Genomic DNA, 12,625 nt, shown 5'->3' with positions numbered 1-12,625 from the left:
GACCCCCATTAGGCTCTCATCGCGTACGCGAACATTCCCGAGGAGAGCAAGCCATGAGCGAGCGACTGCAGCCCGGCGACACCGCCCCCGCCTTCACCCTGCCCGACGCGGACGGCAACGAGGTCTCCCTCGCGGACCACAAGGGCCGCAAGGTCATCGTCTACTTCTACCCCGCCGCCCTCACCCCGGGCTGCACCAAGCAGGCGTGCGACTTCACCGACAACCTCGACGTGCTGGCCGCCGCCGGCTACGACGTCATCGGCGTCTCCCCCGACAAGCCGGAGAAGCTCGCGAAGTTCCGCGAGAAGGAGAACCTGAAGGTCACCCTGGTCGGCGACCCGTCCAAGGAGGTCCTGGAGTCCTACGGCGCCTTCGGCGAGAAGAAGCTCTACGGCAAGGTCGTCACGGGCGTCATCCGCTCCACGGTCGTCGTCGACGAGGAGGGCAAGGTCGAGCACGCCTTCTACAACGTCAAGGCGACGGGCCACGTGGCCAAGATCATCCGCGACCTGGGCATCTGACCTCCGGTCCACCCCGCGACGGGCCCGCCCCCTCCCCACCGGAGGGCGCGGGCCCGTCCGCATTCCGTACCCCGAAGGGCGTAACCGTCCGATATTCGGCTCGTTGATCCGTGCGAGATCCGTACTGGGGAGGGGATCACGTGAGCACGAGCCCGTACACGAAGGACCGGCTCAGCGCCGCCGTGGCGGAGTCGGAGGGGTGGGCCGACCTGATGCGTCGGCTCGGGGTCGGGGAAAGCGGAGGGCGGCGGCGTACGCTCCAGGCGAAGGTGGCCGCACACGGGATCGACACGAGCCACTTCAAGCATCGAAGCCCCTGGCGCAAGTACACGGACAGCGCCATCGCGGAGGCGGTCGCATCGTCCACAACCCTGCGTGAGGTCGCACTCAAGCTGGGCGCACCGCCGGCGACGGGGACGCTCTCGCACATCCGGCGGCGTATCAGTGCGGCCGGAATCGATGTGCGCCACATCCCCGGCCTGAACCGGGCGACCACGGACCTACCGTTCAGCAAGACCGAGCTGCGGACCGCTGCAGCGTCCACCCGAAGTGTCAGGGAGATGGCCCGCCTGCTGGGCGTGGGGGACGACGGCACATCGCGAGCCGCCCTCCGGCACATGCTCCACACGTGGGGTATCGACGTCGCCCACTTCACTCACCGGCGCATGGACATCGTGGAGGAACAGCTGCGCGCGGCAGTCGCCGACGCCACGAGCTTCGCCGACGTGATGCGCGCGCTCGGCCTCCCCGTGAGCGACCAGAACCACCGCCGGGTGCGGCGACGGGCGGCGGAGTTGGGCCTCGACACGACCCACTTCAAGCGACGCACGTGGGGAACGGTGCGGGTCGCCGCACCGAGAACAGTCGCGGGCGTGGTTTTCCGGGTACGCCCGGAAGGATCGTCGCGCGAGAACCGCAACCGGCTCCACCGCGCCCTCACCGAGGCGGGCGTCCCGTATCGCTGCGTCGAGTGCGGAAACGAGGGGCGATGGCGGGGCGGGTCCATCACCCTGCAGATCGACCACATCAACGGCAACTGGCTCGACAACCGTCGCGAGAACCTCCGCTACCTGTGCCCCAACTGCCATTCACGGACCGCGACCTGGTGCCGCGGAAAAGCCGGCAGCACCCCGAAGACAAATCCCATGTGACCGCTACCATGGCTGTACTCGCGGCCGTGTTGTAACTGGTAGCCAAGCTGGGTTTAGGTCCCAGTGGGCGAAAGCCCGTGTGGGTTCGAATCCCACCGGCCGCACGTCGCCAGAGGGGGCACCCGCAAGGGCGACCCCTCTGCCACCCTCAGCCCAACAGCTCCCGCACCACCGGCACCAGTTCGCGGAACGCCTTGCCGCGGTGGCTGATGGCGTTCTTCTCCGACGGGGTCAGTTCCGCGCAGGTCACCTCGTGGCCGGCGGGCTGGAGGATCGGGTCGTAGCCGAAGCCGTTGGTGCCGGTCGGCTGGTGGCGGAGGGTTCCCTCCATGCGGCCCTCCACCACGCGCTCCGTGCCGTCGGGCAGGGCCAGGGCCGCCGCGCAGGCGAAGTGGGCCGCGCGGTGCTCGTCCGCGATGTCGGAGAGCTGGGCCAGGAGCAGGTTCAGATTGGCCTTGTCGTCGCCGTGGGTGCCGGACCAGCGCGCCGAGAAGATGCCGGGGGCGCCGTTCAGGACGTCGACGCAGAGGCCGGAGTCGTCGGCCACGGCCGGAAGGCCCGTCGCCCGGGCGAGGGCGTGGGCCTTGAGGAGGGCGTTCTCCGCGAAGGTGACGCCCGTTTCCCTGACGTCGGGGATGTCCGGGTACGCGTCCGCGCCGACGAGGTCGAGGTCGAGGCCCGCGTCGGCGAGGATCGCGTGGAGTTCGGTGATCTTGCCCGCGTTGCGGGTGGCGAGGATCAGGCGCTGTCGGGTCATGCCCCCGATTATCCCGGGCTGCAGACCTTCCCCAGCTCGGTCGCGGCGCTGGTGATCGGGGTGATGTCGGGGGTGGCGTCGCCGTTCTTGACCGCGTCGCGGACCGTCTCGACTCCCTTGGTGAGGTCTTCGACGGCCTTGGACAGGTCGGCGTTGTCCGTCGTGTTCTTGAGGTCGCCCAGCTCCGTGGAGATGGAGTTGAGGGACTCCTCGATCTGCGTGGGGTCGTTGGAGGCGTTGGACACGGCGTCCTGGAGCTTGCCCACCGAGGTGGCGATGGCGTCGGCCGTCGTGACGCAGTCCATCGCCTTGTCGATGGCGTCGCAGCCGGTCAGGGCGAAGGTCGTCACGGCTGCCGCCGTGGCGACGGCGAGCTTTATGGTGCGGCGGCGCTTCACTTTCGGGTCCTCCCCGGGTTGCGTACGTATCGACGGGGCGCACGGTACGGCCGTGTGCCCTCCGCCGTAAAGGACGCACCCAGGGCGCGGACGGTTGACCGCCGCCCGCGCGGCGCCGTGGTCCCCGCCGCTGCACGCGCGGGTGGGGGCGGAGTGGGCTCCGCGGGAGGGAAGCGGCCCGTACCGGCCGGGGGCGCGCCACCGCCGGTACGGGGAATCGGCCCGGGAGCGCCCATGGCGCTTGGGATATATTCGCCCACCGACCAGACGTCGGCGTGTCTCCAGGGGAGAGAGCATCAAGTGCAGGTCGTAGATGTAGCCCAGAGGACGCCGGCGGCGACCGCACCGCCCGGTGTTCCCGCGCAGCCCGGCGCTTCCGCGGCGGGTGGCGCGCCGAAGGGCGCGGGGATGCGGCTGGACATCCAGGGGCTCCGTGCCGTCGCGGTGGGCCTCGTGGTGCTGTCGCACTCGGGCATCGGCGGCCTGGCCGGCGGTTACGTCGGCGTGGACGTGTTCTTCGTCATCTCCGGCTTCCTGATCACCTCGCTGATGCTGCGCGAGGTCGAGGCGACGGGCCGGATAGCCCTGGGGCGGTTCTACGCCCGGCGGGCGCTGCGTCTGCTTCCGGCGTCCACCGTGGTGGTCCTGACCACGCTGGCGGGTGCCTGGCTCTTCCTCGGGCCGCTGCGGTTCGTCGAGTACACGAAGGACGCCTTCGCGAGCGCCCTGTACTTCGTGAACCTGCGTCTGGCGGACGTCGGGACCCAGTACCTGAACGCCGACGCTCCGCCTTCCCCGTTCCAGCACTTCTGGTCGCTGGCGGTGGAGGAGCAGTTCTACCTGGTGTGGCCGCTGGTGATGCTGCTGGCCGTACGGTGGCTGGCGCGTCGTCGGCTGGTGCTCGCCGTTCTGCTCACCGCCCTGTGCGCAGGATCGTTCCTCCTCAATCTGGACTGGATCGAGACGTCGTCTTCCTGGGCGTACTTCGGTTCACCCGCCCGCGCCTGGGAGCTCGGGGCCGGCGCCCTGCTCGCGCTGGCGGCCGGCCGGCTCTCGCGGCTGCCCGGCCCGGTGGCGGCCCTGCTGGGCTGGTCGGGACTGGCGGCGATCTCGTACGCGGCGCTGGCCTTCGACGAGTCCACTCCGTTCCCCGGGTGGTACGCCGTGGTGCCGGTGTTCGGCGCGGTGGCCGTGCTCGCGGCGGGCATGAAGGACGGCGGGCCGCGGTACGGCGCCGGCGCGCTGCTGGGGCTGAGGCCTGCGGTGTGGATCGGCGGGCTCTCGTACAGCTGGTACCTGTGGCACTGGCCGCTCATGGTGATCCTGCCTGCGGAGCTCGGCGACGACCGGATCCTGGTCAAGCTGCTCGCGGCCGTCCTCGCGCTGAACCTGGCCTGGCTGACCCTGAAGTTCGTCGAGGACCCGGTGCGGTTCCACCGCGCCTTCAAGGGCGCGTCGTGGCGGGGCCTGTCTCTCGGGCTGGCGCTGTCGGCCGGGTCGGCGGCGATCGCCCTGCTGGCCGCCCAGGTCCCGCTGAAGGTCGCCACCGGCCCCGACGCCCCCGAGCTCGGGCGGACGCTGGCCGCGGCGGAGCAGCCGGAGGGCGCGCTGGCCGAGCTGCTGGACGTCGCGCCCACCAGGCTTCCCGGCAACCTGCGGCCGCGGATCGACCAGATCACCGTCACCCCGAACACGCCGTTCCTGGACGGCTGCCACTCCTCGCCCGACACGGTGGAGCTGAAGACTCCCTGTGAGTACGGCGACAGGAACGGCGACCGGCTGGTGGTGCTCTTCGGCGACTCGCACGTCACGCAGTGGTTCCCGGCCGTGGACGCGCTGGCCAAGGAGCACAACTGGCGGCTCGTGTCCCTCACCAAGGCGCACTGCAAGCCTGGCAGGGTCACCACGGTCCACGCGGGCCGCGGCGGTCCGTACGAGCAGTGCAACGAGTGGCGGGCGAAGGCCGTCGAGTACATCGACTCGCTCCAGCCCGACGTGGTGCTGACCTCGTTCGCGGTGCAGAACCCGCTGGCCGACTCCAAGCTGGACCCGCGGACCGAGTGGACCCGCGGGCTCGTGGAGGGGTACCAGGACCTGAGGAGGAGCGGGGCGCGGGTGGCGGCGCTGACCGACATCCCGTACCTGCGGCAGCACGCTCTGGACTGCGCCCTGGCGCAGCCGCTCGATCTCCCGGCCTGCGAGCGCACGACGAAGAACGCGGATGCCGCTCCGGTCGTCACGCAGGCGGTCCGGGACGCGGCGAGGAAGACCGGTGTCGACGTCATCGAGACGCGTCCCTGGCTCTGCTCCTCGAACGGCAGGTGCCCTCTGGTGGTGGGCGACACCCTGGTGTACCGGGACCGGCACCACCTCTCCGAGGGGTTCGCCCTCAAGGTCGCGCCGGTGCTGGAGCGGGTCCTGACCGACCGGTACGGGACCGAGCTGGGTCTGGTCGGCTGAGCGGAGGCCGGTGCCCGGGCACCGGTGACCGTGCGCTGGTGACGTCCGTGGCCACTGGGCCGGCCTTCCGCCGGCCCGGTGGCGTTTCCGCGCTCAGAGCGTGGCGTCGAGTGCCTTGCGCTGGAGGTCGGCCAGGTCGGCGCAGCCGGCGGCGGCGAGGTCGAGGAGGGCGTCGAGCTCGGCGCGGTCGAAGGGCTCGGCCTCGGCCGTGCCCTGGACCTCGACGAAGCGTCCGTCGCCGGTGCAGACGACGTTCATGTCGGTGTCGGCGCGGACGTCCTCCTCGTAGCAGAGGTCGAGGAGGGGGACGCCGCCGACGATGCCGACGGAGACGGCGGAGACGGTGCCGGTCAGCGGCTTGCGGCCGGCCTTGACCAGCTTCTTGCCCTGGGCCCAGGCGACGGCGTCGGCGAGGGCGACGTAGGCGCCGGTGATGGCGGCGGTGCGGGTGCCGCCGTCGGCCTGGAGAACGTCGCAGTCGAGGACGATGGTGTTCTCGCCGAGCGCCTTGTAGTCGATGACGGCGCGGAGCGAGCGGCCGATGAGGCGGGAGATCTCGTGGGTGCGGCCGCCGATCTTGCCGCGGACGGACTCGCGGTCGCCGCGGGTGTTGGTGGAGCGGGGGAGCATGGAGTACTCGCCGGTGACCCAGCCCTCGCCGCTGCCCTTGCGCCAGCGGGGGACGCCTTCGGTGACGGAGGCGGTGCAGAAGACCTTGGTGTCGCCGAAGGAGATGAGGACGGAGCCCTCGGCGTGCTTGCTCCAGCCGCGTTCGATGGTGACGGGGCGGAGCTGTTCGGGGGTACGGCCGTCGATGCGAGACATGGGACGAGCCTAGCCCCATCCGTACGGGGTCCCGGCCGGTCTCCGGGGACGCGGGAGGGCTCGGTGGCGGGGGCGTGCTGGGGGCCGGTCGCGGGGGCGCGCGGGGGGCCGGTGGCGGGGTACGCACGAGGGCCCGTTCCCCTGCCGGAACGGGCCCTCGTCAGCTGGTGTCAGCTGCTCACATCAGGTCTTCGATCTCAGCGGCGATCGGGTCCGCGTCGGTGCCGATGACGACCTGGATGGCGGTGCCCATCTTCACGACGCCGTGGGCGCCGGCGGCCTTGAGCGCGGCTTCGTCGACGAGGCCGGCGTCCTTGACCTCGGTGCGCAGGCGGGTGATGCAGCCCTCGACCTCTTCGATGTTGTCGATGCCGCCGAGGCCGGCGACGATCTTCTCAGCCTTGCTGGCCATGTCTTTCTCCCTGTCCGTTCTGTTCGCGGGACACGCGAATCTCGGCGCACCGACGGTCCGCTTCGTCACGGTAACCCACGGTTGGCCCAACTTCGCGAGCGCATGCCGCCGTTCTGCCGAATGATGACGATCACCGGCGGCTTGCCCTCAGCGGGCTCCCGGAGCCTACCGCAAGTGGTCTACACCAGTGTGCAACGAGACGCGGCCCCGGGTTGTTCCGGGACAGGGAGGTCGCCGATGAGTACGGACAGCGCAGCAGCGGGCCGGAAGAGGGTCTCGTGGGGAGGTTTCTTCCAGGGCCTGCAGAAGATGGGCCGCAGCCTCCAGCTCCCCATCGCCGTGCTCCCCGCCGCGGGCATCATCAACCGGCTCGGCCAGCCGGACGTCTTCGGCGCCGACGGTCTCGGCTGGGACAACGTCGCCAAGGTGATGGCCGGCGCGGGTGGTGCGCTGCTCGACGGCAGCCTCGGCCTGCCGCTGCTGTTCTGCATCGGTGTCGCGATCGGCATGGCGAAGAAGTCGGACGGCTCGACCGCCCTCGCCGCGGTGGTCGGCTTCCTCGTCTACTACACGGTGCTCCGCCAGTTCCCGAAGGACTGCCCGACGGGGACGACGGACATCGGGGGTGGCTGCCTGGGCGCGGACGACTCCTTCGCGGGGTACACGTACCAGAACCCGGGTGTCTTCGGCGGCATCATCATGGGTCTGCTGACGGCCTATCTGTGGCAGCGGTACCACCGCACCAAGCTGGTGGACTGGCTGGGCTTCTTCAACGGGCGCCGGCTCGTCCCGATCATCATGTCCTTCGTCGGCATCCTCTTCGCCGCGCTGTGCCTGTGGATCTGGCCGCCGATCGGTGACGCCCTGGAGAGCTTCAGCGACTGGCTGGTCGGGCTCGGGGCCTGGGGTTCGGGCATCTTCGGTGTGGCGAACCGCGCGTTGCTGGTGATCGGTCTGCACCAGTTCCTGAACGTGCCCATCTGGTTCCAGTTCGGTTCGTACACGAAGCCGGACGGGACGGTGGTCCACGGTGACATCAGCATGTTCCTCGCGGGCGACCCCGAGGCGGGCCAGTTCCTGACGGGCTTCTTCCCGATCATGATGTTCGCCCTGCCGGCCGCGGCCCTGGCGATCACCCACTGCGCGCGCCCGAACCGCCGCAAGGAGGTCGGCGGTCTGATGCTGTCGGTGGCGCTGACCTCGTTCGTCACGGGCATCACGGAGCCGCTGGAGTACTCGTTCCTCTTCATCGCCCCGGTGCTGTACGCCATCCACGCGCTGCTGACGGGTGTGTCGATGGGCGTGACGTGGGCGCTGGGCGTGAAGGACGGCTTCAGCTTCTCGGCGGGTCTGATCGACTACGTCATCAACTGGAACCTGGCGACCAAGCCGTGGCTGATCATCCCGATCGGCCTCGCCTTCGCGGTCGTGTACTACGTGATCTTCCGCTTCGCGATCACCAGGTTCAACCTCCCCACCCCGGGCCGCGAGCCCGAGGAGGTGCAGGAGGAGATGGAGCGGGACAACACCAAGTAGAACCGTCCGTTCCGGGGCTTTCGGACCCCGGTCGGAGGTGTGCGAAGGCCCCTGGACCTCGTGGTCCGGGGGCCTTTTGTCACGCCTTCATCACTATGCCCGGCGGAGAAAAATTCGCAGGTTCCTTATCTAAGTCTCACGTGCTACAACTGGTCTACACCACTCATTGGTGTAGACCACGCGGTCCAGACCACCGCGTTCCCGAGACGCCGCCGTCACCCCCTTTTCACTGTCCTCTGGCGGCGCCTTGCCTACTGGAGGAAGTTGATGAGTACGGCCACCGCCCAGGCCGCCGCTCCCGCGAAGAAGCGCGGATCCGGCCTGTTCCAGGGCCTGCAGAAGGTCGGTCGCAGCCTGCAGCTGCCGATCGCCGTTCTGCCGGCCGCGGGTATCTTGCTCCGTCTCGGCCAGCCTGACGTCTTCGGTAAGGACGGGCTCGGCTGGGACAAGGTCGCGTCGGTCTTCGCCACTGCCGGTGGCGCGGTCTTCGACAACCTGCCCCTGCTCTTCTGCATCGGCGTCGCCATCGGCTTCGCCAAGAAGGCGGACGGCTCCACCGCTCTCGCCGCCCTGGTCGGCTTCCTGGTCTACAGCAACGTGCTGAAGGCGTTCCCCGTCGCCGAGGCCGTCATCCAGCCCGGCGAGGACATCGCCGCGAAGTACAACAACCCGGGTGTCCTCGGCGGCATCCTCATGGGTCTGATCTCCGCGGTCATCTGGCAGAAGTACCACCGCACCAAGCTGGTCGACTGGCTCGGCTTCTTCAACGGCCGCCGCCTCGTCCCGATCATCATGGCCTTCGTCGGCACCCTCGTCGGCGTCGTCTTCGGCCTGGTCTGGGAGCCCATCGGCAACGGCATCTCCAGCTTCGGCGAGTGGATGACGGGCCTCGGCGCCGCCGGTGCCGGCCTCTTCGGCCTCATCAACCGCGCGCTGATCCCGGTCGGCATGCACCAGTTCGTGAACACCGTCTCCTGGTTCCAGATCGGTGACTTCACCGACGCCGCCGGCAAGGTCGTCCACGGTGACCTCAACCGCTTCTTCGCCGGTGACCCGAGCGCCGGAATCTTCATGTCGGGCTTCTTCCCGATCATGATGTTCGGCCTCCCGGCCGCCGCCATCGCCATCGCGCACGCCGCCCGCCCCGAGCGCCGCAAGGCCGTGATGGGCATGATGGTCTCCCTCGCGCTGACCTCCTTCGTCACCGGCATCACCGAGCCGATCGAGTTCACGTTCATGTTCATCGCGCCGGTCCTGTACGCGGTGCACGCGGTCCTGACCGCCGTCTCGATGGCCGTCACCTGGGCCTTCGGGGTCCACGCCGGCTTCACCTTCTCGGCCGGCGGCATCGACTACCTGCTCAACTGGAACCTGGCGACCAAGCCGTGGCTGATCATCCCGATCGGTCTCGTCTTCGCGGCGATCTACTACGTGGTCTTCCGCTTCGCGATCACCAAGTTCAACCTCACCACCCCGGGCCGCGAGCCCGAGGAGGAGGTCGAGGACCTCACCAAGGCGTGAGCCCCTCCCCCGTACGAGGCGAAGGCCCCGGAACCCCCGAAGGGTTCCGGGGCCTTCCCCGTGTCCGTACGCCCGCGCACGCGTCCGCGCCGGTGCTCAGACCTCGTAGACCGCACCCGCCTTCGCCAGCTCGGCCGCGCCCCCGTACACCGCGCGGGCGTCCGCCAGGTTGCGCTCGCCGTCCGTCCACGGGGGGATGTGGGTGAGGACGAGGCGGCCCACCCGGGCCCGGGCCGCGTGGGCGCCGGCCTCCCGGCCGTTGAGGTGGAGCTCCGGAATGTCCTCCTTGCCGTGGGTGAAGGACGCCTCGCAGAGGAAGAGGTCCACCCCGTCGGCGAGGTCGTGCAGGGCGTCGCAGACCCCGGTGTCGCCGGAGTACGCCAGCGACCGGCCGCCGTGCTCGACCCGGATGCCGTACGCCTCCACCGGATGGCACACCTTCTCGGTGCGGATCGTGAACGGGCCCAGCTCGAAGGTGCCCGACCCCAGGGTGCGGAAGTCGAAGACCTCGCTCATCGAGCTCGGCGAGGGCGTGTCGGCGTACGCCGTGGTCAGGCGCTGCTCGGCGCCCTCGGGGGCGTACACGGGGAGCGCGTCGCAGCGGCCGCCCTCGTGCCGGTAGTAGCGGGCGACGAAGTAGCCGCACATGTCGATGCAGTGGTCCGCGTGGAGATGGCTGAGGAAGATCGCGTCCAGGTCGTACAGGCCGATGTGGCGCTGCAGCTCGCCGAGGGCGCCGTTGCCCATGTCGAGGAGCAGCCGGAAGCCGTCGGCCTCGACGAGGTAGCTCGAACAGGCCGATTCCGCGGACGGGAACGACCCGGAGCAGCCGACGACGGTGAGCTTCATAGGGGCGTGAACCTCCGTGGACGGGTGCGGTCAGGCACGCAAAGGGGAGGGGGGAGGCCGTGCGGTCAGACGAGCGTAAGGCGCACAGGGGCCGGTCGCTCCTTCGTGGCGTCCCGTTGTGGGGCAACTCACGGGCTCTGTCACCGGTTCGGATGGACGGCGGGGCGCGGCGGCGCGGTGACCCGGGCGCCGGTAACGTCATGGGGTATGGACACGTCGTGGTGGCCCGCGCTGGTCGCGGTCGTGGTGATCGCGCTGGTGGTGGCGGTCGCCGGTCGGTGGACCCGGGCGCAGGGTCCGACACGGCCCTCGGGAAGGACGCGGCCTCCGGGGCGGACCCGTCCGCCGGGCCGGCCGGCGGGGCGCGAGAAGGGGGCGCGGGCGCCCCGGGCCGGGGAGATCTGGTGGGCCGAGGTGCCCTTCGAGGACGGCCCGGGGTCGAAGGACCGGCCGTGTCTGGTGCTGTCGGTGCGCGGGCAGCGCGCGCTGGTCGCGAAGATCACCAGCAGGTACCACGACGAGCGGGCCGGGGTGATCGCGCTGCCGCCGGGGGCGGTGGGTGACGCGCGGGGGCGGCCGAGCTTCCTGGAGACCGACGAGTTGCGGGACGTGCCGGTGGGCGACTTCCGGCGGAGGGTCGGGGAGGCGGACCCGGTCGTGTGGGACCAGGTCCGCCATCTCGCGCGCTGACGGGGCGCGGGCCCGGGCGCCGGGCCCGGAGGCAGGCTCCGGGCCCTCGGGGCTAGGCCCAGAGCTGGCCCTGGACCGCCTCGATCGCCTCTTCGGTGGTGGCCGCCGTGTAGAGGCCGGTCGAGAGGTACTTCCAGCCGCCGTCGGCCACGACGAAGGCGATGTCGGCGGTCTCGCCGGCCTTGAGGGCCTTGTTGCCGACGCCGATGGCCGCGTGGAGGGCCGCTCCGGTGGAGACGCCCGCGAAGATGCCCTCCTGCTGGAGGAGTTCGCGGGTGCGGGTGACGGCGTCGGCGGAGCCGACGGAGAAGCGGGTGGTGAGGACGGAGGCGTCGTACAGCTCCGGTACGAAGCCCTCGTCGAGGTTGCGGAGCCCGTAGACGAGGTCGTCGTAGCGCGGCTCGGCGGCGACGATCTTGACGCCGGGCTTGTGCTCCCTGAGGTACCGGCCGACGCCCATCAGGGTGCCGGTGGTGCCGAGGCCGGCCACGAAGTGGGTGATCGACGGCAGGTCGGCGAGGATCTCCGGGCCCGTGGTGGCGTAGTGGGCGCCCGCGTTGTGCGGGTTGCCGTACTGGTAGAGCATCACCCAGGTCGGGTTCTCGGCGGCGAGCTCCTTGGCGACGCGCACCGCCGTGTTGGAGCCGCCGGCCGCGGGGGACGAGATGATCTCCGCGCCCCACATGGCGAGCAGCTGCCGCCGCTCCTCGCTGGTGTTCTCGGGCATGACGCAGACGATGCGGTAGCCCTTGAGCTTGGCGGCCATGGCGAGCGAGATGCCGGTGTTGCCGCTGGTCGGCTCCAGGATGGTGCAGCCGGGGGTGAGGCGGCCGTCCTTCTCCGCCTGCTCGATCATGTGGAGCGCGGGGCGGTCCTTGACCGAGCCGGTCGGGTTGCGGTCCTCCAGCTTCGCCCAGATGCGGACGTCGTCCGAGGGCGAGAGCCGGGGGAGGCGGACGAGCGGCGTGTTGCCGACCGCCGCCAGCGAGGAGTCGTAGCGCATGTGGATCAGACCATGCCGCCGGCGACGGCCGGCAGGATCGTGACGCTGTCGCCGTCGGCCAGCTTGGTGTCGATGCCGTCGAGGAAGCGGACGTCCTCGTCGTTCAGGTAGACGTTGACGAAGCGGCGGAGCTTGCCGCCGTCCACGATGCGGGCCTCGATGCCCGCGTGGCGGGTCTCCAGGTCGGCGAAGAGCTCGGCGAGGGTCGCGCCGCTGCCCGCGACGGCCTTCTCGCCGTCGGTGTAGGTGCGGAGGATGGTCGGGATGCGGACCTCGATGGCCATGGCGTGGGCTCCTGTCGGAAGTGACGTGGTGGGCGCGCTGCTGGGGCCCCCGCGCGGAGGGGGGTCGTGCGTGAGTGCGCTCGGCCGGTCGCTCAGAGCGCAGCGCGGGACGGACAGATCGCGCTGGCGAGGCGGCACAGGTCGACGTGCAGGCGCGCCACAAGCAGCAGGGTGCCTGGCGTCTCTTCGCTCACGTCGTGGGAAACCATGCGGTCATC

General features: G+C 70.4%; 14 protein-coding genes and 1 tRNA gene. 7 read left to right on the top strand and 8 right to left on the bottom strand.

What is annotated here, in order from left to right:
• The first annotated feature begins 53 nt into the window (after positions 1–53).
• From bcp to ACFYT9_RS00350, 3 genes are all read left to right on the top strand, one after another.
• Entirely contained in the window at positions 54–521 is a 468-nt protein-coding gene (gene bcp / locus ACFYT9_RS00360) for a thioredoxin-dependent thiol peroxidase (RefSeq protein ID WP_362176845.1), read from the top strand.
• Between the two features lie 140 nt (positions 522–661).
• Complete coding sequence (locus tag ACFYT9_RS00355; protein ID WP_389159977.1) at positions 662–1,672, top strand: HNH endonuclease signature motif containing protein; 1,011 nt, start codon at positions 662–664, stop codon at positions 1,670–1,672.
• Positions 1,673–1,692: 20 nt separating this feature from the next.
• Positions 1,693–1,776, top strand: a tRNA-Leu gene (locus tag ACFYT9_RS00350).
• 44 nt (positions 1,777–1,820) lie between these two features.
• On the opposite strand, the gene rdgB is transcribed toward ACFYT9_RS00350, so the two are convergent.
• Positions 1,821–2,429, bottom strand: a complete 609-nt coding sequence (rdgB, locus tag ACFYT9_RS00345; RefSeq protein ID WP_387273716.1) for an RdgB/HAM1 family non-canonical purine NTP pyrophosphatase — start codon at positions 2,427–2,429, stop codon at positions 1,821–1,823.
• Between the two features lie 8 nt (positions 2,430–2,437).
• Entirely contained in the window at positions 2,438–2,827 is a 390-nt protein-coding gene (locus tag ACFYT9_RS00340) for a hypothetical protein (protein WP_376595466.1), read from the bottom strand.
• A 408-nt stretch (positions 2,828–3,235) separates the two neighbouring features.
• On the opposite strand from ACFYT9_RS00340, the gene ACFYT9_RS00335 reads away from it, so the two are divergent.
• Positions 3,236–5,287 (top strand): acyltransferase family protein, encoded by a 2,052-nt coding sequence (locus tag ACFYT9_RS00335; RefSeq protein WP_389159974.1) that lies wholly within the window; start codon positions 3,236–3,238, stop codon positions 5,285–5,287.
• 93 nt (positions 5,288–5,380) lie between these two features.
• Here ACFYT9_RS00335 and rph read toward each other — a convergent pair whose 3' ends face one another.
• Both rph and ACFYT9_RS00325 read right to left on the bottom strand, forming a co-directional pair.
• Entirely contained in the window at positions 5,381–6,112 is a 732-nt protein-coding gene (rph, locus tag ACFYT9_RS00330) for a ribonuclease PH (RefSeq protein WP_376595465.1), read from the bottom strand.
• A gap of 178 nt (positions 6,113–6,290) precedes the next feature.
• Positions 6,291–6,524 (bottom strand): glucose PTS transporter subunit EIIB, encoded by a 234-nt coding sequence (locus tag ACFYT9_RS00325; RefSeq protein ID WP_376602738.1) that lies wholly within the window; start codon positions 6,522–6,524, stop codon positions 6,291–6,293.
• Positions 6,525–6,761: 237 nt separating this feature from the next.
• Here ACFYT9_RS00325 and ACFYT9_RS00320 point away from each other — a divergent pair, with 237 nt between their 5' ends.
• Positions 6,762–8,060 carry a PTS transporter subunit EIIC gene (locus ACFYT9_RS00320; protein WP_376602739.1) on the top strand — a complete coding sequence of 433 codons (1,299 nt, stop codon included), beginning with the start codon at positions 6,762–6,764 and terminating at the stop codon, positions 8,058–8,060.
• Between the two features lie 267 nt (positions 8,061–8,327).
• Positions 8,328–9,581, top strand: coding sequence for a PTS transporter subunit EIIC (locus tag ACFYT9_RS00315; RefSeq protein WP_360312077.1), 1,254 nt, complete (start codon positions 8,328–8,330; stop codon positions 9,579–9,581).
• Positions 9,582–9,677: 96 nt separating this feature from the next.
• Here the strand turns inward: ACFYT9_RS00315 and ACFYT9_RS00310 are convergent, their stop codons facing one another.
• Complete coding sequence (locus ACFYT9_RS00310; RefSeq protein ID WP_376602740.1) at positions 9,678–10,430, bottom strand: MBL fold metallo-hydrolase; 753 nt, start codon at positions 10,428–10,430, stop codon at positions 9,678–9,680.
• Positions 10,431–10,637: 207 nt separating this feature from the next.
• Between ACFYT9_RS00310 and ACFYT9_RS00305 the strand changes: the two genes are divergently transcribed.
• Positions 10,638–11,120: a type II toxin-antitoxin system PemK/MazF family toxin gene (locus tag ACFYT9_RS00305; protein WP_387273724.1), complete on the top strand. Its 483-nt coding sequence runs from the start codon at positions 10,638–10,640 to the stop codon at positions 11,118–11,120.
• Positions 11,121–11,172: 52 nt separating this feature from the next.
• Here the strand turns inward: ACFYT9_RS00305 and ACFYT9_RS00300 are convergent, their stop codons facing one another.
• The 3 genes from ACFYT9_RS00300 to ACFYT9_RS00290 form a co-directional block, all read right to left on the bottom strand.
• Positions 11,173–12,123, bottom strand: coding sequence for a PLP-dependent cysteine synthase family protein (locus tag ACFYT9_RS00300; RefSeq protein ID WP_389159970.1), 951 nt, complete (start codon positions 12,121–12,123; stop codon positions 11,173–11,175).
• Positions 12,124–12,128: 5 nt separating this feature from the next.
• Entirely contained in the window at positions 12,129–12,407 is a 279-nt protein-coding gene (locus tag ACFYT9_RS00295) for a MoaD/ThiS family protein (protein WP_376602743.1), read from the bottom strand.
• Positions 12,408–12,499: 92 nt separating this feature from the next.
• Positions 12,500–12,616 carry a putative leader peptide gene (locus ACFYT9_RS00290; RefSeq protein WP_373307794.1) on the bottom strand — a complete coding sequence of 39 codons (117 nt, stop codon included), beginning with the start codon at positions 12,614–12,616 and terminating at the stop codon, positions 12,500–12,502.
• Positions 12,617–12,625 lie beyond the last annotated feature (9 nt).

It is taken from the genome of Streptomyces sp. NPDC004435 (assembly GCF_042873895.1).
GTDB lineage: Bacteria > Actinomycetota > Actinomycetes > Streptomycetales > Streptomycetaceae > Streptomyces.
Note: the sequence above shows the minus strand (reverse complement) of the source record. Positions and strands in the feature narration are given on the sequence as shown.

Bases quoted from the DNA above. Each gene is read 5' to 3' on its own strand.
- bcp (WP_362176845.1), top strand. From the start codon at position 54: ATGAGCGAGCGACTGCAGCCCGGCGACACCGCCCCCGCCTTCACCCTG.
- rdgB (WP_387273716.1), bottom strand. From the start codon at position 2,429: ATGACCCGACAGCGCCTGATCCTCGCCACCCGCAACGCGGGCAAGATC.
- ACFYT9_RS00335 (WP_389159974.1), top strand. From the start codon at position 3,236: ATGCGGCTGGACATCCAGGGGCTCCGTGCCGTCGCGGTGGGCCTCGTG.
- rph (WP_376595465.1), bottom strand. From the start codon at position 6,112: ATGTCTCGCATCGACGGCCGTACCCCCGAACAGCTCCGCCCCGTCACC.
- ACFYT9_RS00325 (WP_376602738.1), bottom strand. From the start codon at position 6,524: ATGGCCAGCAAGGCTGAGAAGATCGTCGCCGGCCTCGGCGGCATCGAC.
- ACFYT9_RS00320 (WP_376602739.1), top strand. From the start codon at position 6,762: ATGAGTACGGACAGCGCAGCAGCGGGCCGGAAGAGGGTCTCGTGGGGA.
- ACFYT9_RS00315 (WP_360312077.1), top strand. From the start codon at position 8,328: ATGAGTACGGCCACCGCCCAGGCCGCCGCTCCCGCGAAGAAGCGCGGA.
- ACFYT9_RS00310 (WP_376602740.1), bottom strand. From the start codon at position 10,430: ATGAAGCTCACCGTCGTCGGCTGCTCCGGGTCGTTCCCGTCCGCGGAA.
- ACFYT9_RS00305 (WP_387273724.1), top strand. From the start codon at position 10,638: ATGGACACGTCGTGGTGGCCCGCGCTGGTCGCGGTCGTGGTGATCGCG.
- ACFYT9_RS00300 (WP_389159970.1), bottom strand. From the start codon at position 12,123: ATGCGCTACGACTCCTCGCTGGCGGCGGTCGGCAACACGCCGCTCGTC.
- ACFYT9_RS00295 (WP_376602743.1), bottom strand. From the start codon at position 12,407: ATGGCCATCGAGGTCCGCATCCCGACCATCCTCCGCACCTACACCGAC.
- ACFYT9_RS00290 (WP_373307794.1), bottom strand. From the start codon at position 12,616: ATGGTTTCCCACGACGTGAGCGAAGAGACGCCAGGCACCCTGCTGCTT.